This is a genomic window from Erythrobacter sp. SDW2 (assembly GCF_021431965.1).
Taxonomy (GTDB): Bacteria; Pseudomonadota; Alphaproteobacteria; order Sphingomonadales; family Sphingomonadaceae; genus Parerythrobacter.
In genome coordinates, this window is the sequence record NZ_CP090370.1 from 1,036,934 (window position 1) to 1,055,484 (window position 18,551).

The following is an 18,551-nucleotide window of genomic DNA, read 5'->3' on the forward strand; positions in this document are numbered from 1 at the left end:
ATGCAGCGCTTCCGCATTGTCCTTCCCATCGTCCTCCTCCTTTCAGCGCCTGCGCTTTCGGCACAGGAGGTCTCGACAGTCGATCCAACCGGTGAGGCGCCGTCACAAGGCACCATCAACCGTGAGGAGGTTACGGGGGTCTTCAGCAGTGACGACCTCCAGATGGCCATCCCCGCCTTCGCGGCCGACCGCGATACGCCCACGCCTGCCAACGCCAGCGGCACCGCTGCGCTCGGCGTTGAGTTGGCCCGCGTTATCACCGCTAACCTGCAGAACAACGGTTTCTTCAAGCCGACCGGCCCCGATGCTTTGCCCAAGCCGAGCTATTCGCAGATCACCGATCCGCAGTGGGCCACCTGGTCGAGCCGGGGCGCGGAGATGCTGGTGCAGGGCTATGTCCGCGCGCGCGGCGACGGCAAGCTGATCGTCGGCTGCTATCTCTATGACATGGCCCTGCAGGACGAGCTGGCCCGCAGCGGCTGGGTGGTCGAGCCGCAGGACTGGCGCCGCGCCGCGCACAAATGTTCGGACCTCGTCTATTCGCGGCTGACCGGCGAAAGCCCGTTCTTCGACAGCCGCGTCGCCTTCATCGCCGAGACCGGGCCGAAGGACAACCGCACCAAGCGGCTGGCGATCATGGACAGCGACGGGGCCAATCTGCGCTTCATCACCAGCGGCCGCGCCACCGCGCTGACCCCGCGCTATTCGCCCGATTACAAGCGGCTGATGTACCTCAGCTATGTCGACGGCAACCCGCGCATCTACATCTACGACATCGGCACCGGTCAGCAGCAGCTGGTGACGCAGAGCACCAACCCGACCTTCGCCCCGCGCTGGAGCCCGGACGGCAAGTGGATCCTCTATTCCATGGCGGTGGGCGGCAATACCGATATCTATCGCGTCAGCGCCGAAGGCGGGCCGAGCGTGCGGCTGACCAATGAGGCCGGGATCGACATCGGCGGATCCTATTCGCCCGACGGCAGCCAGATCGTTTTCGAAAGCGACCGTTCGGGCAGCCAGCAGCTCTATGTCATGAACGCCGACGGCACCAACCAGCGGCGGATCAGCTTCTTCGGCGGCCGCGCTGCGACGCCCGAGTGGAGCCCGCGCGGCGACCAGATTGCCTTCACCCACATCGCCGGCGACTTCAACATCGCGGTCATCAGCCCCGACGGGCGCAACTTCCGCAAGCTCAGCAATGGCTGGCAGGACGAGGCCCCGACCTGGGCCCCCAACGGCCGCATCATCCAGTTCTTCCGTACCGAGCGCAACAGCGGCAACACCGCGCTGTACCAGGTCGACCTGACCGGCGAGAACCTGCGCAAGCTCGATACGCCGGTCGATGCCTCGGACCCCGCCTGGGGACCGATTCTGCCTTAGGATCGTTCATTGAATTTATGCGGGTCGCACCGTGACGAATGCCAAGTAACGCCCATCTGTGAGGAGATGCCCGATGAATGCTCGTATCGCCACCGCCACCATGCTCATCGGCGCTGTCGCGCTGGCGGGCTGCAAAACCAAGGTTCCCGACGATGTCGTCGATCCGGGTGTGGCCGTCTCGCAGCCTGACACGCGTGACACTGCCACTCAGCCGACCGGTCCCACTCTCGGCACACAGGCGCATTTCGAACAGGCGGTCAACGGCCGCAACGTGATCTTCTTCGACACCGACCGCTACAATATCGACAGCGCCGATGCCGCCGCGCTGCAGACCCAGGCGCAGTATCTGGCGCAGTATCCGCAGCTCAACATCACCATCGAAGGCCACTGCGACGAACGCGGCACCCGCGAATACAACCTCGCGCTGGGCGAACGTCGCGCCAATGCGGCGAAGAACTATCTCGTCAGCCTGGGCATCGACGCCAGCCGGATCCAGACCGTCAGCTATGGCAAGGAAAGGCCGGTCGCGCTGGGCTCCAACGAAAGCGCCTGGGCCCAAAACCGCCGCGCGGTCTCGATCGTTATCAGCTAAGCGGGAATACTCCGCCCTCGTCCGGCCTCAGTGCTGGACGGGGCATTGCACCCAAATCCGTTCGGGCTGAGCTTGTCGGAAGCGAAGCTGGCCAAGGGCCAACCCCAGCCACCATGCTCGATGCGAGGTCGAGGCTGTCCTTCGGAAGCGAAGCTGTCGCGAAGCGACACTGGCTCGGGGTGAACGGAGAAGGGTTCTGAATTAATCGGGCGTCAATTCTGGACCGGTGCGGCAATCGCCAGCACTTCGGCACCACCTGCGCCGCCGCCGGCCTGGCCCACGCTCATGGTCAGCGCGAACAGCGCCATTGCCAGCACACTCACGGTGGCGGCAAAATTCAGCTGCTGGCTCATATCGCGGAACATGGTCGGGGGTCTTCTCGTTGGATTGCGGAGCGCCTGTAGCGCCAGATAGTGAACGATCTGTTGCAGCGCAACATTTCACATTGCAACTGGTTCCCGAACTATCTTTCCGCCGCAACAATCCCTAGACTGGACGCCATGACTGCCCGACCAACGACATTGCCGACAGCAAGTGGCTTGGCCGATGGCTAGGGCCGGACGATCGAGCGACTGGGGCTTTCCCCGCTGGCGCGGCTATGGCGCGACGCGCGAAGCGGTTAATGTCCGCATCTGCGACCGCCACGGGTGTGACGAGCCGGGCGATTGCCCTGCGCCCAAGGCCCCCAACAGCCCCGAACGCTGGTATTTCTGCCAGCGCCACGCCGCCGAATACAATTCCAAGTGGGACTATTTCGAGGGGCTGGAGAAAGCCGACCGCGAAGAACGCGCCCGCGCCGAACAGGCCGAAAGCGCCGGCTATGCCGAGGCGCAGCACTATGGCTGGGCCGCGTCCGGCGACGGCAGCCGCAGCGCCGACGAAATGCGCGCGCTGGAAGTGCTGGAGCTGGAAAGCGACGCGGAGTTCGTGGCGATCAAGAAAGCCTGGCGCGAAAAGGCCAAACTGGTCCACCCCGACGTAAAACCGGGCGACAAGGACGCCGCGGCGGAGTTCCAGAAGCTGCAACTGGCGTATGAAGTGCTGAAAGCAGCCGAGGAGCGCAGGGTTTGGCGGGGGTAGGGTTTGTCTGCTTCCGACTCCATAACGGACATTGCGCTGACCGATCTCAATGATATTCTCCATCAATGGAAAACCTACGAGAAGCGATCGATTTCATCGGGGGTCCGTCGGCGATCTGGATTCTCGCAACGGTCTATTTCGGTAGCGTCATCGGTGAGCGGATATGGGCAATCCGCGGCAATCCGGAATACAACAACAAGGACGCGCTCTGCTCGATCGGGCTGAACCTGCTCAGCAGCGTGCTGAAGCTGCTGACGGGCATCGTGATCCCGCTCGCGATCTATGTGCTCGTCTACGACAATTTCCGGCTGTTCGACGGTCTTCCGCTGTTGCTGGCCATTGTCATCGCCTTCTTCGTTCACGACCTCAGCTATTACTGGGAGCACAGGCTAGGCCACCGGGTCGGACTGCTCTGGGCGTTTCACTCGATCCACCACTCCTCGAACGAGTTCAATCATTCGACCGCGGCGCGGGGGTTTTTCCTCGACGGACTGCCGCGCCCGCTGTTCGATAGCGTAGCAGCGCTGCTCGGAGTCCCGCCGGTGGTGTTTGTCGCCGTCAGCGTCGTCAAGAACGCATTCGGGATATGGAACCATGCCAGCTACGTAGGACGTCTTGGCTGGCTCGACCGGTGGCTCGCAACCCCGATGATCCACAAGGTTCACCATGCCAATCAATCGCAGTATATCGACAAGAACTATTCGCAGGTGCTGATCGTCTGGGATCGGCTGTTTGGAACCTATGCCGAAATCGACGAAGAGCCCAATCCTGGCCTTGTCAAACCGACCTACGACTACAATCCGCTCACCGCGCAGTTTGTCGGACTTAGGCAGCTAAAGGACCGGGTGGACACGGCAGATCGCTGGCAGGACAAGCTGGCGTATCTCTGGCGCCCTCCCGAATGGTCGCATGATGGCGTGTGTCGGTCGGACTGCCCCAAGTATGCTGGCATGAACCCTGCCTAGCAAATGCAACTGGAATACGTGTCCGGTTTCCACCCCATATCGGACGCTGCGAATCTCTGGGCGAAGAATAGACAGTATTACTCCCAATCAATTATCATTCCACCACGGCACATCCGTCCACGGCCGCAAGTCCAGCTCGTGCGTCCATGCGCTCCTTGGCTGGTGGGCAAGGTGCCAGTAGGTCTCCGCCACTGCCGCCGGGCTCAGCACACCGTCCTCGCCCTTGTGGTCCTTGAAGGCCTCGAACTTCTCGCCCAGCATCTTGCCGAGCGTGTCGGGTGCGTCGACCGGGCCGTCGATCACCACATGGGCGACGTGGATACCGTTTGAGGCGAATTCGGCGTTGAGGGTCTGGCACAGCATCCGCCGTCCGCCCATCGCGGCGGCGTGGCTGTGCTGGCCGGCATTGCCGCGCACGGCGGCGGTGGCGCTGGTGACGATCAGGCTCCCCGATCCGCGCTCGACCATGCGCGGCATCAGCGCGTGGGCCAGGCGGAACAGGCCGAAAGTGCCGAGCCGCCAGCCCAGTTCGAAGGTCCGGTGCGGCGTGTCGCCCAGCGCGCGGTTGCCGATCTGCGCGCCGAGATTGTAGAGCGCGCCGCTGATGGGGCCGATCTCGCCCTCGACCTGCTCGACCAGCGCTTCGATGGTACCGTCCTCGCTGGCGTCGAGCAAGGTGCCGGTGGCGCTGCCGCCCGCGTCCTCGATCTCCGCCACGAGGTTTTGCAGCCCCTCCGCGCCGCTCCTGCGCGCGAGCACCACGTGATATCCGCCAGCGGCGAACCGCTTGCCGACATGCCCCCCGATCCCGGCCCCCGCGCCGATCACCAGGAAGACCTTTTTCGGATCGGCCATGTCGCTACTCCCCGTAGTGGATCCGGATCTTGCTCGCGGCGCTGACCGCCGCCTGGCGCGCGCTGTCGGTGTCCGGCCCCGTCGCCAGCGCCACCCCCATGCGGCGATAGGGGCGGGTAGTCGGCTTGCCGAAGATACGCACATCCGCCCCCTCGGCCATCGCCTCGGCGAGACCCGAATAGCTGACCGTGTCGCTCTCGCGGTCGGCCAGGATCACCGAGCTGGCGGCGGGGCGGGCGCGGATTTCGTCGGGGACATGCAGACCCATGATCGCGCGCGCGTGCAGGTCGAATTCGCTCAGGTTCTGGCTCAGCGAGGTGACCATGCCGGTGTCGTGCGGGCGGGGGCTGAGTTCGGAGAAGATCACGTCCTCGGTGCCGTTTTGTCCCTTGGCAACGAAGAACTCGACCCCGAACAGGCCCCAGCCTTTGCCCTTGCCCTGCAGCGCGGTGACGACCTTGGCCGCCATCTCCTGCGCCGCCGCAATCGCGGCGTCCGACATCGGCGTCGGCTGCCAGCTTTCGCGATAGTCGCCGCGTTCCTGCCTATGGCCGATGGCGGGGCAGAAGGTGATCCCGCCTGCGTGGCGCACGGTCAGAAGGGTGATCTCGTAGTCGAAATCGATGAACTGCTCGACGATCACCCGCGCCCTATCGCCGCGCATATTGGCGACGGCATAGTCCCACGCCGCCTCCAACTCATCGGCGCTGCGGACCGTGCTCTGGCCCTTGCCGCTGGAGGACATCACCGGCTTGATGACGCAGGGCACGCCGGTGAACTCCGCCGCCGCGCGGACCTCCTCGATGCTCTCGGCATAGCGATAGCGCGAGGTGGTGACGCCCAGCTCCTGCGCCGCCAGATCGCGGATCGCGTCGCGGTTCATGGTCATCTGCGTGGCATAGGCGCTGGGGACGACATTGGTGCCCGCTGCCTCGATCTCGGCCAGCACTTCGGTGCGGATCGCCTCGATCTCCGGCACGACATAGTCGGGCGCGTGCCTGGCGACGACCGCACGCAATGCCTCGGCATCGAGCATGGAGAAGACTTCGCAGGCGTCCGCCACCTGCATCGCCGGGGCGGCAGCGTAGGAATCGCATGCCACCACATAGGCGCCGAGCCGCTTGGCCGAGATCACGAACTCGCGCCCCAGCTCGCCCGAGCCGAGCAGCAGGATCTTTGCGGTGTGTGCCATGGGTGCGCGAGTCCTCCGCTTGCGGTCAGGCCGCCAGCGTTGGCACAGGGGCGCTTGAAAGGCGAGCCTTGCACATCATCGATAGCACAGATGGACCCCGGCCTTCGCCGGGGTGACGTGGATGGCTTGGACAAGGACACACTTGCCGTCACCCCGGCGAAGGCCGGGGTCCAGATATCGTCAGCGGCCTCGTGTCCCCCTCGCTGGTGATCCTAAACCGCGTCGAGCGCCTGCGCGAAGTCGGCGATCAGATCGTCCGGGTCCTCGATGCCGATGCTGATGCGCACGAGGTTGGGCGTGATCCCCAGCGCCGCCTTGCGCTCGTCGGGGACGGAGAGGTGCGTCATCGCCGCCGGGCAACTGGCGAGCGTTTCCGTGCCGCCGAGGCTGACCGCCAGCTTGGCGATCTTCAGGTTGTCGAGGAAGCGGAACGCCGCCTCCTCGCCGCCCTTCACGAACAGCGAGAAGGTGCTGCCCGCGCCGCTGCAATGGCGCTCGAAGATGTCCTGCTGGCGCGGATCGGTGATGAAGCCGAGATAGCCGAGCCCTTCCACCTTCGGATGATCCTTCAGGAAGGCGCAGACCTTGGCCGCGTTCTCGCCCGCGCGCTGCATCCGCAGTTCGACCGTCTCGAGGCTGCGCATCAGCATCCACGCGGTGTTGGGGTCGGCGATTCCGCCCATGGTGTTGCGCAGGGCGCGGACCGGGTCCATCCAGCGCTTCGCCCCGGCGATGCTCCCCGCGACGAGGTCCGAATGGCCGCCGACATATTTGGTCAGCGAATAGACCACGATATCCGCGCCCTGGTCGAGCGGGCGCGCCCACAGCGGCCCGAGGAAGGTGTTGTCGATCGCGATCGGAGTGACGTGCGGGTCGAGAATCGCGTCGCGCGCGCCCTTGACGGCTTCGACATCGACCAGCGCATTGGTCGGGTTGGCCGGGCTTTCGAGATAGACCATCGCCACCTTGCCGCCCTGCGCTTCGGCCTGAGCCTTGGCACGCTCCAGCACCGCGTCGATCTCCCCGCGCGTGGCCCCGGCGGCGAAGTCGAGATAGGTGATGCCGAACTTGCTCAGCACCTTGGCGATGAAGCCCTCGGTCGCGGCATAGAGCGGGCCGGAATGGACGATCACGTCACCGGCGTTGCAATAGGCCAGCAGCATCACGGTGATCGCGGTCATCCCGCTGGAGAAGCTCAGCGCGTCCTCCGCCCCGTCCCAGATAGCGAGCCGGTCTTCGAGGATCTCCTGGTTCGGCCCGTTGAAGCGCGAATAGACCAGGCCTTCGGCCCCGCCGGGACGCTTGCCGGTGATGCCTTCGAAGTGGCGCTTGCCGGCAGCCGAATTCTCGAAGGCGAAGGTGCTGGTGAGGAAGATCGGGGCCTTGAGCGAACCTTCGGACAGGGCCGGGTCATAGCCGTGGCCCATCATCAGCGTGCTGGGCTTGAGCTCGCGGCCGCCGATGGTCTTGATCGGCTGCTTGGGATTGCGGCGGGGGGTGGGGGTGGTGACTGCGTCGGTTGCGTCCGTCATGCGGGCGGCCTTCCTTGCTTGGCACGCTCCCAGGAAGGCAGGAGCTGGCAAGGCCGCCGGTGGCACCCGTTGCTAACCTCCGCAGCAACGCCTCTCCGCCCGGGGCCGAACGGTGGCCCCCGGATAGGGCGGAGCGGCGGGCATTTCAACCGGCGATGATGCCGGTTTCAATAGTGTCCGAACCGCAGCAGCTTGCGCAGATCGCCCGCCGCATCGGGGTTGAGCGTCGCGGCGCGATCGTAATAGCGCCGTGCCTCGCCGTCGCGCCCCAGCGCCTCCAGCACTTCCCCCCGCGCCATGTCGAGCGAGACGGCGCGATAGCCCTGCCGCTCCGCGCGCTCGAGCCAGGCGAGCGCCTCTGCCGGTCGGTCGTTGGCGAGATAGGCGGAGGCGAGCACTTCGATCGCTTCGCCGAAGGGGCGCTTGGCAACCTCCTCGCGGGCCAGCGCCAGTGCCTTCGCCGGATCGCCGAAGTCGAGATGGTGCTCGGCCGCGTGCAGGCGGTAGGCATCGCGTGCTTCGGCGAGCTTCGCGTCCCACTGGCGCGTGGCGAGGCGGGTCCAGCGACCCGCCTCCTCCTCGCGTCCGGCATGGCGCAGCAGGCCCACTAGCGTATCGATGACTTCCGGTTCGGAATCGCGCTGCGCCAGCCGCTCCAGCGCTGCGATGGCGGCATCTGCCTGGCCTGCGGCAGCGAGCCGCTGGGCGGCATAGGCTTCGACCAGCCAGAAACCGGTGAAGGCGCGCTCAGCCTGCTTTGTCCAGTTCCCCGCCGCCTCGAGCTGGCCGGCGGCATAGGAGAAATCGGCCAGCATCAAAGCTGCACGGGCTCGATCCTGCGGGGTCAGGCGGGATTTCTCGAGTTCCTGCCGGGCGATCGCCAGAGCTCGGCCGGGGTTGCCGCGCCACAGAGCGACATTGGCCAGGCGGGCGGCAGAACCGAAGCCGGGGCTGGCGGCATGCGCCTGGCGATAGAGTTTTTCGGCCTCATCGATCCTGCCGCGCTGGAACGCCACATCGCCGCTCAGCGCCAAACCGGCGGCCGCTTCATCGGGCAGCTTCACCGCAGTCCGCTCGAAGCGGGCGAGCGCGGCCTCGGCGCCATCCAGATCGTGCTGCATCAGGGCAAGCTGGGCGGCAGTAAGGCTGGGACCGGCCGGATCTGGCGCGGCGGCGAGGGCGGAATCCAGCAGTTGCTCCGCTTCGGCCAGATCGGCCGTGGCCCCGGTCAGCCGGAACCGTGCAATAAGGCCGAGCGAGAGGACTTCCCGCGGCAGCCATTCGCCTGGCGCGGCCTCGACCATGGCCCTGCCGCTGGCGATGGTCTCGTCGGCCCGCTGTGTGGCGGCGGCATGGCTGGTCGGGCCGTAGCCGGCCATGACCCATTTCCGTTGCGGCGGTTCGCGGTCGGTATCCAGCCAGATGGCTCCCCCGACTGACAACAGTCCGGCAGCGGCAAGCGTAAGCGCGATATTCTTCATGGCGTCACCTGGATTGTGGCAGCGCAAGGGCGGCAGGGGCTGGCAAGGCGCGGATGCCGTCTGTCGCTGCCTCTTGTTACCGAAGCGCCAGCGACAGACGGTCTTCAGCCGCGCCTCAGTCGGCGCAGATGTTGAGCCCGGCTCCGGTCAGATCGTCCCGCAGCGCCTCGGTCAGCGCCGTCAGGGTCGCCACGATGCCGGCGGCATATTGTCCGCTGGCATCCTGCACCGGGCCGCCGTCGTTATAGGCCAGCTTGCTGCCGCTCGGCACCAGCGCGGTCGAAACCGCCGGGAAGCCCATCCGGTCGACCCGCTCGTAGGCCGAATCGGCATCGGTGCGGAAATTGAACTGCGTGCCGGTTGTGGCGGCGATCGGCGGGCTGCCCTGCGGCGGCGCGAGGAACGGGAAGCCCGATGGCAGCGCGACGTCGTTGGCACTGGGATTGAGCGGGATCTGCGCCAGCGTCGCTGCACTCTGCCCTGGTGCGTCGATGTCGAGGAAGATCGCCGCCAGCGTCACGTCGATGACCGGATCGGCCAGCTTGCGGCCATTGGGGAAGCCCGCTGGCAGTGCCGGGTCGATCGTCAGCACATCGGGGATGACCAGGTTCTGGACTGTCGTTCCGTCGGCAAAGACGACTTGCGACAGGCACCGGCTCACGTCGAGCGTGCCGGTCGTGGGGGTCGGTGTCGGCGTGGGTGTCGGGGTCGAACCTATGGGAGGCGGAGCCATCGTGGGTTCGTCGGACTCGCAGGCGGTCAGAATCGCAGCCAGGGCGAGGGCGGCAGCACCGGTGAAGCGGCGCGTCATGGTTTTGGTGTGGCGCATCAGAGGTTCCCTCCGAACCGAAGAGTTTCCGCCCAGACCGTGATCTTGCCTGTTGGCGCGACGCTGGAAAGCGGGATTTGCAGGGCAAAGGCGGTGTCGTTCTGACCGGCGAAGAAATCGCGCTGGTTGTTGAAGGCCAGTGTGCCGGTCTGGACCGTCTGCTGGAATCCTTGCAGGTCGAAGAAGAACGGATCGTCGAACAGGCCGGCGCGCAGGGTTGCACCGTTGCTGCTCAGATTGGTGTTGACCGGACCCGCCAAAGTGTTGGCCCCGGGGATACCGGTGGCTTGCACCCCGAATTCGTTCGGACCATCCTGGCCGAAGCGGACCCGGATGACATTTTCGGTGTTGCGGGCGTCGCCATCGGTCGAGATGTTGACCCTGTAGAGCACATCGCGGTCGAACGTGGCGGGCCGGTCGGCAGCCGCAGGGCCGGCAAAGGTGACAATGACATTGAGGTTGCCGTCTTCGGCCCAGGCGAAGACATCGGCGATGTCGGCGGCGGGGTCAGGGGTGTTGTCGACACTCGGGTTGGTGCGACCCGGCGGATCGAGGTGGTCGGCAGTGCGGGCTGCATCGCCGGGTAACAATGCAATCCCGCCCACCACGGCAGCGACGGCCCCGGCGGTCAACAGATAAGGCTTCATGGACATGACTCTCTCCTGCGCATGGCAAGGGCCTGCGAGGCCCTGCGTACAGCTACCCGCAACGAGCTGATCGGATGCGGCAGGACAGAAATTTTTCAGATTATGGCCGCAACGCCCCACACCACTCCGACAATCAGCATGATGCCGAAGATGTCGAGCCACAGTCCGGCCCGCACCATTTTGCGCATGGAGATGTGGCCGGTCGACCAGGCGATGGCATTGGGGCCGGTCCCGGCAGGCAGCATGAAGCCCCAGCTGGCAGCGATGGCCGCGGGCATGGCCAGCAGCATCGGATCGACCCCCAACGCCACGACCAGGCTCGCCACCACCGGGATGATCCCGCTGGCGGTGGCAACATTGCTGGCAAACTCCGTGATCAACACCACCATGGCGACGATGGCCAGTGCCACCACCACCAGCGGCAACGCCTCCAGCGGCAGCAGCGCCTGCCCCAGCCAGTCGGCGAGGCCCGAGGCGGCCATGCCCGCGGCCAGCGCCAGCCCGCCGCCGAACATCATGATCACGTCCCACGGGGCGCGGTTGGCTTCCTGCCATACCAGCAGCGGGCGACCCGTTCCGTCAGGGATCAGGAACAGCGCCATGGCGGCGAGGATGGCGATGGTGCCATCGGTCCAGCTGCCCTTGGGCAGGTAGGGCGCGGCCCAGTATTGCGTGACCCACAGGAAGAAGGCGAAGGCGATGACCGGCAACAGGCGCTTTTGCGCGCTGGTCCACGGCGCGCGGTCGTCGATCGCCGCGCGGGCGGCATGGACGTCGAAGGGGTGGGCAGAGACCCTCTGCACCCTGGCGATGATGAACGCCGCCAGCGGGATACCGAGCAGCACCACCGGAACGCCATAGGCCATCCATTCGACGAAGCTGATCTGCACGTCGATCACGTTGTCGAGCAGGCCGACGGCGATGCCATTGGTGGGCGAGCCGACGATGGTACCGAGCCCGCCGATGCTGGCAGCAAAGGCGATCCCCATCGGCAAGGCCCCGGCAAGCCCGTCCCTGTCCTCCAGGTTGACCCCGCCGCCTGCCAGCACCGCCAGCGCCATCGGCATCATGATCAGCGCGGTCGAAGTGTTGGAAATCAGCATGGAGAGAACCGCCGCGCTGATCATGAAGGCCAGCAGCAGCCGCGACTGGTCGCCGCCGCTCCCCACCACCTTCAGGATGGCGAGGCTCAGCCGCTTGTGCAGCCCGGTCCGCTCGATGGCGAGGGCGATGAAGGCCCCGCCCAGCAGGAGGAAGAGGATCGGCTCGTAATAGGCGCTGGCCGTCGCTTTTGCGTCGAGCACACCCGCAAAAGGCAGCACCAGGAACGGCATCAGCGCGGTCGCGGTCAGCGGGATCGCCTCGGTCATCCACCAGCTCGCCATCAGCACCACCAGCCCGGCGACGACAAAAGCCTCGCGGGTCATGCCCGCCGGCGGCGGCAGGAATATCCCGGCCGTCAGTGCCAATGCGCCGATGATGAGGCCGATCCGGCTAGCTGTCATGCAAACTCCCCTTGCGCGCCAGTCCTACCGGACCTTAGCGCAAGGGCAAGCGCGGCCAGCGGTTATTCGACTTCGTAAGCGTCGCCTTCGGCGCTTTCCATGTCGATCACCAGAACCCGCGGGGTCAATTCCTTGCGGCGGATCATCTCGTTGATCTTGCGGCGATGCTCAAGGATCAACCGGGCGACCGAGCTCGGTACACGGGTGCTCTGGGCCACGGTGATGCCGTCTTCGCCCAGCGACTGGATGTCGGAATAGCTCGGCTCGCGCTGGCCCCCGGCGAGGTCGGAGATATCGGTTTCGTAAAGCGACGCCTCGCTACGGTCGGTCTTGGCGAGGATATCGGTCACGTCCTCGCGCGCGTACTTGCCGACATGGGCGCGCAGGTCCGCTTCCCAGTTGCCGAAATAGAACGGGCGGGCTTCCTCGTAGATCTTGGAGACATGCATGGTCGAGCCGATCTTCTCGACCCCCCGCAGGCTGTTGACGAATTCGCGCGCATTGTCCGCCAGCAGTTCCGAGATATTGTCGGCGGTAAAGGCTTCGCCGGCGATGGACGGCCCACCGATCTCGCCGCGGAAGAAGCCGTAGATCACCTTGGGATCGCTCCAATTGGGATAGACGATCTTGGTGCGGATGTCCTTCGGGCTCATCGCCACGCCGTTGACGGTGATGATCCTCGCTTCGTCGAGGGGGAGCTGGTCCGGGCCGAATTCGCCCAGCGAGGGCGAACGAACGGGATATTCCTGTGCCAGTTGCTCGATCACGGCGGCATTGTGCAGGTTTATCCAGAAGGCCAGCTGCTCGTTGCGCGGCAGGGAAGCGATATCGACCTGGTCGGCGACGCTTTCGAGGTCCTTCTTGTAAGCCGTGAGGCTGTCGATGATCTCCTGTTCAAGGAACGAGAAGATGATCCGATTGCCTTCCAGCCGGTAACGCGACTGGTGGCCGCGCTTGATCCGTCCGGCGAGGCCGACCTCGACCGACGGCGCGGCCTCGCGCGAGGAGCGGCCCATGCGGTAGACCATGTAACGCAGCGCCTCGTCCCACACCGAATAATCGAGCTTGGTCTTGCTCGCCGCGGCCTTGGGCGTGAAGCGTTCGAACCCGGCGCTGGTTGCCGCCGCGTCCTGCGCCGCGACGGGCGTCGCACCGATCATGGCGAAGGCGGCACCTGCGGAGAGAGTGGCAAGCAAGCGGCGGCTGAGAGGGGTCATGGGGGCGGAACTCCGTTGCGACGAGGGAGGCAGGTTTGCACCAGTTGCACCGCAGGCCCTAGGGCCTGTGGTGCCATGGCCAAGCCATGGGTCGATCAAACAGCCGCAGCACTCGACGAAGGGCAGGAAAGTCTTATCCGCCGCTTCGCCCAATGCCCGTGGCTGCGATTACTTATTTGGGTGCCAGCACCATCAGCATCTGGCGCCCTTCGAGGCGCGGGAAGCTTTCGACCTTGGCGATTTCCTCGACATCGTCGCGGACGCGGTTGAGCAGGTCCATGCCGAGCTGCTGGTGCGCCATTTCGCGGCCGCGGAAGCGCAGGGTCATCTTGACCTTGTCCCCTTCGCCGAGGAACTTTACCACGCTGCGCATCTTCACGTCATAATCATGCGTGTCGATGTTGGGGCGCATCTTGATTTCCTTGATTTCCTGGGTCTTCTGCGTCTTGCGCGCCAGGTTGGCTTTCTTCTGCGCTTCGTAGCGGTATTTGCCGACATCAAGGAACTTGGCCACCGGCGGGTCTGCGTTGGGAGACACTTCGACGAGGTTGAGGCCGAGTTCGTTGGCCTGCTCCATCGCTTCGCGGGTGTACATGACCCCGAGGTTCTCGCCTTCGTGATCGATCACGCGGACCTTGGGGGACTGGATGAGATTGTCGTATCGCGGACCGCTCTTGACCGGCGGCTGCATGGAACGACGAGGTGGACGGGCTATGGGGCGCTCTCCTGTAATGGCCTGTTAGAAGCGGGCTATGTAGGCGTGACCGCGCGGATTCGCAAAGGTTCAGGCCGCTGCGGGAAAAATTCCCTCCGCCCTGTTGCAAGGGAGCGCCTGTTACGCAGCTTCGCGCCATAGGGGGAAGGTCGATAGCTTGCCGCGCACCGGCAGCAGCGCATCGATGCTGCGTGACGGTTGCAGCGCCCCCAGGATCGCCGGATCGCCTGCGTCCATCCCGCCGGTCAGCGTGCCGAAAGCGGGCAGGATCATGCGGTCGCTGTTCGCGCCTCTGGCCCGCACCGCACAGGGCCGGCTGATATGGCGGGTACGGACCTTGAGCCGCAGCTTGGGGTGGTAATGGCCCGACAGTTCGGGCCGGGTCTCGCCCCTGCGCGCCTCGTGCCGCAGCACGATCCCGCCAATCTCCATCTCCTCCGCCACCGCGCCGCCGAAGCTGCGGTGCAGCACCTCGTCATGATTGCCGGTGATCCAGACCCAGTCGAGCGAGCGGGTCAGCGCCTCCAGCATCCCGGCGGCATAAGGTTCGAGCCGGGTGGTGCCGTCCTCGTCATGGAAATTGTCGCCCAGCGTGATGACCCGCCGCGCACCCGTCGCCTTCACCGCGTCCGCCACCCGCTCCAGCGTCGCGCGGCTGTCATAGGGGGGTAGCATCTGGCCATGGCGGGCGTAGAAGCTCGCTTTCTCCAGATGCAGGTCGGCCACCAGCAGTGCCCGCTCGGCCGGCCAATAGAGCGCGTGGCCTTCGGTCAGGACCAGTTCGTGATGTGCGAACGAAAGGGGAACCATGGCTTTCACTTGCCGCCTTCGGCGCGCTTTGGCAAGTGTGCTGAATGACCGACTGGACACCCCACACCGCCCGCGCCCGCGAATGGTTCGAAGCCTTGCGCGATTCCATCTGTGCCGAGTTCGAGGCGATCGAGCGCGAGGCCGGTTCGGACGCCGCCTTCCAGTACACCGCGTGGGACCGCGAGGAAGAGGGCAATTCCGATCCCGGCGGCGGGGTGCAGGGCCTGATGAAGGGCAAGGTGTTCGAAAAGGTCGGGGTCAATGTCTCGACCGTGAAGGGCAATTTCAGCAAGGAATTCGCCGGGCAGGTCAATGGCGCATCGGCCGAGCAGCCGGGCTTTACCGCCACCGGGATCAGCCTGGTCGCCCATATGGCCAACCCCCATGTGCCCGCGGTGCATATGAACACGCGCTTCCTGACGACGCAGACCGCATGGTTCGGCGGCGGGGCGGACCTCAACCCGCCGCTCCCCTATGAGGAAGACACCGAGGAGTTCCACGCCCGGTTCCGCGCCGCCTGCATGGCGCACAACCCGACCTATTACGAACGCTTCAGGAAATGGGCCGACGACTATTTCTTCATCCCCCACCGCGGCGTGCATCGCGGCGTCGGCGGGATTTTCTACGACCATCTGGAATGCAGCGATGATGCCGCGTTCGAGCGCAATCTCGCCTTCACCCAGGATGTCGGCAAGGCGTTCCTCGATATCTATCCCAGGCTGGTCCGCCGCCGGATGGAGAGCGCCTTCACGCCGGAAGACAAGCTGACCCAGCTCGAATGGCGCGGGCGCTACGCCGAATTCAACCTGGTCTATGACCGGGGCACGCTGTTCGGCCTCAAGACCGGCGGCAATATCGACGCCATCCTGATGAGCCTGCCGCCCGAAGCGGTGTGGACTTGATCGAGATCACTGCCGCCGACCGCGAGGGCTTCTCCGGTCGCGCCAAGGCGATTGACTATGCCGTCACCGGGCGGCTGCACCATGTCGGCAACTATGTCCGCAAGATCCCGTCGAACCTGACGCGGATGATGGAGAACGCGCACGACTGGGAGCATCTGCCCTTTGTGCATCCGTCGTCCTTTGCGGCCATCGCCGAGGTCGAGAGCGGTCCATGGGGCTGGCGTTGCAAGACCGCGCTCCCCCACGGCGGAGAGCAATTGATCGAGCTGCTGGTCGATAACGACCGGCACTATTGGGCCACCACCGTGGTCGACGGCCCGGGGCAGGGGACGCAGATCCACACCCAGGCGAGCGCGCTCGATGCGGGCGGGATCGAGGTCGATGTGCGTTTCTACCTTCCGCAAGCGCCGCAGAGCGTGGAACAGCAGGCGATGATCCTCGGCTATCTGCAGGCGCAATACGCGGCCCTCTATGACGAGGACGAGGCATTGATGCTCGGGCGGCAGGCGGCGCTGGACGAGCGCAAGGCCCTTCGTTCGGTGACGCCGGCGGAGGTGCTGGACCTTGGACCCGAGGCTGCCCTGGATCGCGACGCGGTGCAAAAGGGCATGCTGGGCCGCGAGAAGGTACTGGTCCGTTTCTGGCAAAGCCGCTGGATCGCCCATTCCGCGCGCTGTCCGCATGCGCTGGCCCCGCTGGACGAAGCCCAGCCCGACGCGGAGGGTGGCCTTACCTGTCCGTGGCACGGTTACCGCTTCGATCTTCGCACCGGGGCCGAGGACTACAAGCGCTGCGGCTCGCTCCCACTCTTTGAGACTGTAATCGAGGGCGCTCGACTGATCGTGCGGCACGCTGTATCGCGCCGCTGATGCGGGCGTTCCTCCACCCCGTGCGGCTTATCCCGCTGCTGTTTGCCGTCGCCATCGCGATCGGCACCGTGGTGCTCATGTTACCGGTTTCCAGTGCCGATGGCAGCGGCACCCCGTTCCTGACGGCGCTGTTTACCGCGACCTCGGCGGTCGCGGTGACGGGATTGATCGTGGTCGATACCGCGACCTATTGGTCGGGCTTCGGACAACTTGTGATCATGTTGCTGTTCCAGCTCGGCGGCCTCGGGATCATGACGGCGGCCACGCTTCTCGGCCTGATGGCCGGGCGAGGCTTCGGGTTGCAAATGCGGCAGGCAACCCATGTCGAGCGCTCGCGTCTAACCGGTCGCAATGCCGCTTCGGTGCTCAAGCTGGTCCTGGTGATCACCGTGGTGGTCGAGGTGACGATTGCGCTTGCACTCGGCATCCGCTTCGCCACTGCGCATGCCATGCCCGCCGGCGAGGCCACCTGGCACGGCATTTTCCATGCCATCAGCGCTTTCAACAACGCCGGTTTTTCCAGCTTCTCGGCTGGCATGATGGAATTCCAGCTCGATGGACTGATCCTGGGCCCGGTGATGCTGGCGGTGGTGATCGGCTCGCTCGGCTTCCCGGTGTTCGAGGACTGGCGCGAGCATGGGATCGATACGAAGCACTGGACCCTGCACAGCCGCATCACGCTGGCGGGCACCGGCTTCCTCCTGTTGACTGGGGTCGTCGCCCACCTGGCGATGGAATGGAGCAACCCTGCGACCCTTGGTCAGATGGCGACAGGCGACAAGGTACTCAACGCCGCGTTCCATTCGGTCATGCCGCGCACCGCCGGGTTCAACAGCCTCGATGTCGGTGCCTTCCGTGAAGAGACGCTGGTGACCAACTATGTTCTGATGTTCATCGGCGGTGGATCGGCCGGGACCGCCGGGGGCGTCAAGGTGACGACTTTCTTCGTGCTGGTGGCGATCATGCTGGCGGAGATACTCGGCCGCCGCGATGCCTCCATGTTCGGGCGGCGGTTCGGCCATGCGATCGAGCGGCAGGCGCTGGCGGTGATCATGATGGCGCTGATCCTGATCCTGAGCGCGACGATGTATATCACTTCCGTGACAGACCTGATGCTGGAGGAGGTGTTGTTCGAGACGATTTCGGCCTTCGCCACCGTCGGGCTCTCGACCGGGATCACCGCCGACCTGCCGCCATCGGCTCAGTTGGTGTTGATCCTGCTGATGTTCGTCGGGCGGGTCGGCACCATTACCGCTGCGACTGCGCTTGCCCTTGGCGGGTCGACCCGCAAGTATCGCTACCCTGAGGAGAACCCCATTGTCGGCTGAGAAACGCAAACCTGTGCTGGTGATCGGTCTTGGCCGCTTCGGCAGTGCCGTTGCCAGCTCGCTTGAACGCATGGGCCACGAAGTGCTGGGGGTCGACCACGATGCCGAGATCGTAAGGGACCATCGCGACATGCTGACGCAGGTGGTCGAGGGCGATTCGACCGAAGTCGAGACGCTCGAGCAACTCGGCTGTGCGCAGTTCGAATCCGCAGTCGTCGCGATTGGCACAAATATGGAAGCCAGCGTGCTTTCGGTGCTGGCGCTGGTCGACCTCGGTGTCCCCAATATCTGGGCCAAGGCCAATAACGAGCGCCACGGCCGTATCCTCCAGCGCACCGGAGCGCATCATGTCGTGTTTCCCGAGCAGAAGATGGGCGAGCGGGTGGCGCGGCTGGTAAACGAGCGCCTGCTCGACTTCATCGCCTTTGGCGACGACTTCGGCATTGCCCGGCTCAAGGCACCAGAATCGATCATGGGCCTGCCGTTGGTGATGAGCGAGTGTCGCAAGAAGCACGATATCACTGTAGTTGGAGTCAAGCGCCGAGGCGAGGATTTCATCCACGCAACGCCTGACACGATCATCCTGCCCGATGACGAGCTGGTCGTGTCGGGCCTGGTCGAAAAGATCGAGGCATTTGCGGCCCAGAGCTGA

Annotated in this window: 19 protein-coding genes; 8 read left to right on the plus strand and 11 right to left on the minus strand. The window is 65.2% G+C overall.

The window, feature by feature from the left end; genetic code table 11:
* Both tolB and pal read left to right on the plus strand, forming a co-directional pair.
* Positions 1-1,380, plus strand: a complete 1,380-nt coding sequence (gene tolB / locus LY632_RS05100) for a Tol-Pal system beta propeller repeat protein TolB (RefSeq protein WP_234092725.1) — start codon at positions 1-3, stop codon at positions 1,378-1,380.
* A 73-nt stretch (positions 1,381-1,453) separates the two neighbouring features.
* Positions 1,454-1,972, plus strand: coding sequence for a peptidoglycan-associated lipoprotein Pal (pal, locus tag LY632_RS05105; RefSeq protein WP_234092726.1), 519 nt, complete (start codon positions 1,454-1,456; stop codon positions 1,970-1,972).
* Between the two features lie 212 nt (positions 1,973-2,184).
* Here pal and LY632_RS05110 read toward each other — a convergent pair whose 3' ends face one another.
* The gene (locus LY632_RS05110) at positions 2,185-2,337 is read right to left on the minus strand and encodes a hypothetical protein (RefSeq protein ID WP_234092727.1); all 153 of its coding nucleotides are present in this window, start codon (positions 2,335-2,337) and stop codon (positions 2,185-2,187) included.
* 181 nt (positions 2,338-2,518) lie between these two features.
* On the opposite strand from LY632_RS05110, the gene LY632_RS05115 reads away from it, so the two are divergent.
* The gene (locus LY632_RS05115) at positions 2,519-3,052 is read left to right on the plus strand and encodes a J domain-containing protein (RefSeq protein ID WP_234092728.1); all 534 of its coding nucleotides are present in this window, start codon (positions 2,519-2,521) and stop codon (positions 3,050-3,052) included.
* A 65-nt stretch (positions 3,053-3,117) separates the two neighbouring features.
* The gene (locus LY632_RS05120; protein ID WP_234092729.1) at positions 3,118-4,017 is read left to right on the plus strand and encodes a sterol desaturase family protein; all 900 of its coding nucleotides are present in this window, start codon (positions 3,118-3,120) and stop codon (positions 4,015-4,017) included.
* An 87-nt stretch (positions 4,018-4,104) separates the two neighbouring features.
* Here LY632_RS05120 and LY632_RS05125 read toward each other — a convergent pair whose 3' ends face one another.
* The 10 genes from LY632_RS05125 to pdeM form a co-directional block, all read right to left on the minus strand.
* Positions 4,105-4,872: an SDR family NAD(P)-dependent oxidoreductase gene (locus LY632_RS05125; RefSeq protein WP_234092730.1), complete on the minus strand. Its 768-nt coding sequence runs from the start codon at positions 4,870-4,872 to the stop codon at positions 4,105-4,107.
* Positions 4,873-4,876: 4 nt separating this feature from the next.
* Positions 4,877-6,064: a formate-dependent phosphoribosylglycinamide formyltransferase gene (gene purT / locus LY632_RS05130; RefSeq protein WP_234092731.1), complete on the minus strand. Its 1,188-nt coding sequence runs from the start codon at positions 6,062-6,064 to the stop codon at positions 4,877-4,879.
* A 212-nt stretch (positions 6,065-6,276) separates the two neighbouring features.
* Positions 6,277-7,596 carry a cystathionine gamma-synthase family protein gene (locus LY632_RS05135; RefSeq protein ID WP_234092732.1) on the minus strand — a complete coding sequence of 440 codons (1,320 nt, stop codon included), beginning with the start codon at positions 7,594-7,596 and terminating at the stop codon, positions 6,277-6,279.
* A 167-nt stretch (positions 7,597-7,763) separates the two neighbouring features.
* On the minus strand, positions 7,764-9,077 hold the full coding sequence (locus tag LY632_RS05140) for a tetratricopeptide repeat protein (protein ID WP_234092733.1): 1,314 nt from the start codon (positions 9,075-9,077) through the stop codon (positions 7,764-7,766).
* 115 nt (positions 9,078-9,192) lie between these two features.
* Positions 9,193-9,906, minus strand: a complete 714-nt coding sequence (locus tag LY632_RS05145; RefSeq protein ID WP_234092734.1) for a DUF4331 domain-containing protein — start codon at positions 9,904-9,906, stop codon at positions 9,193-9,195.
* Positions 9,906-10,559 (minus strand): DUF4331 family protein, encoded by a 654-nt coding sequence (locus LY632_RS05150; RefSeq protein ID WP_234092735.1) that lies wholly within the window; start codon positions 10,557-10,559, stop codon positions 9,906-9,908. Before LY632_RS05150 ends, LY632_RS05145 begins: the two co-directional genes overlap by 1 nt.
* Before the next feature lie 89 nt (positions 10,560-10,648).
* Positions 10,649-12,058, minus strand: coding sequence for a DASS family sodium-coupled anion symporter (locus LY632_RS05155; protein ID WP_234092736.1), 1,410 nt, complete (start codon positions 12,056-12,058; stop codon positions 10,649-10,651).
* Between the two features lie 62 nt (positions 12,059-12,120).
* Positions 12,121-13,275 carry a DUF547 domain-containing protein gene (locus tag LY632_RS05160; protein ID WP_234092737.1) on the minus strand — a complete coding sequence of 385 codons (1,155 nt, stop codon included), beginning with the start codon at positions 13,273-13,275 and terminating at the stop codon, positions 12,121-12,123.
* A 172-nt stretch (positions 13,276-13,447) separates the two neighbouring features.
* Positions 13,448-13,966, minus strand: coding sequence for a translation initiation factor IF-3 (gene infC, locus LY632_RS05165; RefSeq protein ID WP_234092738.1), 519 nt, complete (start codon positions 13,964-13,966; stop codon positions 13,448-13,450).
* Between the two features lie 144 nt (positions 13,967-14,110).
* The gene (gene pdeM / locus LY632_RS05170; protein WP_234092739.1) at positions 14,111-14,800 is read right to left on the minus strand and encodes a ligase-associated DNA damage response endonuclease PdeM; all 690 of its coding nucleotides are present in this window, start codon (positions 14,798-14,800) and stop codon (positions 14,111-14,113) included.
* Between the two features lie 44 nt (positions 14,801-14,844).
* On the opposite strand from pdeM, the gene hemF reads away from it, so the two are divergent.
* From hemF to LY632_RS05190, 4 genes are read left to right on the plus strand one after another with little or no spacing between them, the layout of a single operon-like run.
* A complete protein-coding gene (hemF, locus tag LY632_RS05175) occupies positions 14,845-15,702 on the plus strand; it encodes an oxygen-dependent coproporphyrinogen oxidase (RefSeq protein WP_234092740.1) in 858 nt (285 codons plus the stop codon).
* The gene (locus LY632_RS05180; RefSeq protein WP_234092741.1) at positions 15,699-16,571 is read left to right on the plus strand and encodes a Rieske (2Fe-2S) protein; all 873 of its coding nucleotides are present in this window, start codon (positions 15,699-15,701) and stop codon (positions 16,569-16,571) included. The genes hemF and LY632_RS05180 overlap by 4 nt, the downstream gene beginning before the upstream one ends.
* The gene (locus LY632_RS05185) at positions 16,571-17,899 is read left to right on the plus strand and encodes a TrkH family potassium uptake protein (RefSeq protein WP_234092742.1); all 1,329 of its coding nucleotides are present in this window, start codon (positions 16,571-16,573) and stop codon (positions 17,897-17,899) included. Before LY632_RS05180 ends, LY632_RS05185 begins: the two co-directional genes overlap by 1 nt.
* Positions 17,889-18,551 (plus strand): TrkA family potassium uptake protein, encoded by a 663-nt coding sequence (locus LY632_RS05190; RefSeq protein WP_234092743.1) that lies wholly within the window; start codon positions 17,889-17,891, stop codon positions 18,549-18,551. The genes LY632_RS05185 and LY632_RS05190 overlap by 11 nt, the downstream gene beginning before the upstream one ends.

Coding starts and splice junctions, on each gene's coding strand:
- tolB (WP_234092725.1), top strand. CDS start 1: ATGCAGCGCTTCCGCATTGTCCTTCCCATCGTCCTCCTCCTTTCAGCG.
- pal (WP_234092726.1), top strand. CDS start 1,454: ATGAATGCTCGTATCGCCACCGCCACCATGCTCATCGGCGCTGTCGCG.
- LY632_RS05110 (WP_234092727.1), bottom strand. CDS start 2,337: ATGTTCCGCGATATGAGCCAGCAGCTGAATTTTGCCGCCACCGTGAGT.
- LY632_RS05115 (WP_234092728.1), top strand. CDS start 2,519: ATGGCTAGGGCCGGACGATCGAGCGACTGGGGCTTTCCCCGCTGGCGC.
- LY632_RS05120 (WP_234092729.1), top strand. CDS start 3,118: ATGGAAAACCTACGAGAAGCGATCGATTTCATCGGGGGTCCGTCGGCG.
- LY632_RS05125 (WP_234092730.1), bottom strand. CDS start 4,872: ATGGCCGATCCGAAAAAGGTCTTCCTGGTGATCGGCGCGGGGGCCGGG.
- purT (WP_234092731.1), bottom strand. CDS start 6,064: ATGGCACACACCGCAAAGATCCTGCTGCTCGGCTCGGGCGAGCTGGGG.
- LY632_RS05135 (WP_234092732.1), bottom strand. CDS start 7,596: ATGACGGACGCAACCGACGCAGTCACCACCCCCACCCCCCGCCGCAAT.
- LY632_RS05140 (WP_234092733.1), bottom strand. CDS start 9,077: ATGAAGAATATCGCGCTTACGCTTGCCGCTGCCGGACTGTTGTCAGTC.
- LY632_RS05145 (WP_234092734.1), bottom strand. CDS start 9,906: ATGCGCCACACCAAAACCATGACGCGCCGCTTCACCGGTGCTGCCGCC.
- LY632_RS05150 (WP_234092735.1), bottom strand. CDS start 10,559: ATGTCCATGAAGCCTTATCTGTTGACCGCCGGGGCCGTCGCTGCCGTG.
- LY632_RS05155 (WP_234092736.1), bottom strand. CDS start 12,058: ATGACAGCTAGCCGGATCGGCCTCATCATCGGCGCATTGGCACTGACG.
- LY632_RS05160 (WP_234092737.1), bottom strand. CDS start 13,275: ATGACCCCTCTCAGCCGCCGCTTGCTTGCCACTCTCTCCGCAGGTGCC.
- infC (WP_234092738.1), bottom strand. CDS start 13,966: ATGCAGCCGCCGGTCAAGAGCGGTCCGCGATACGACAATCTCATCCAG.
- pdeM (WP_234092739.1), bottom strand. CDS start 14,800: ATGGTTCCCCTTTCGTTCGCACATCACGAACTGGTCCTGACCGAAGGC.
- hemF (WP_234092740.1), top strand. CDS start 14,845: ATGACCGACTGGACACCCCACACCGCCCGCGCCCGCGAATGGTTCGAA.
- LY632_RS05185 (WP_234092742.1), top strand. CDS start 16,571: ATGCGGGCGTTCCTCCACCCCGTGCGGCTTATCCCGCTGCTGTTTGCC.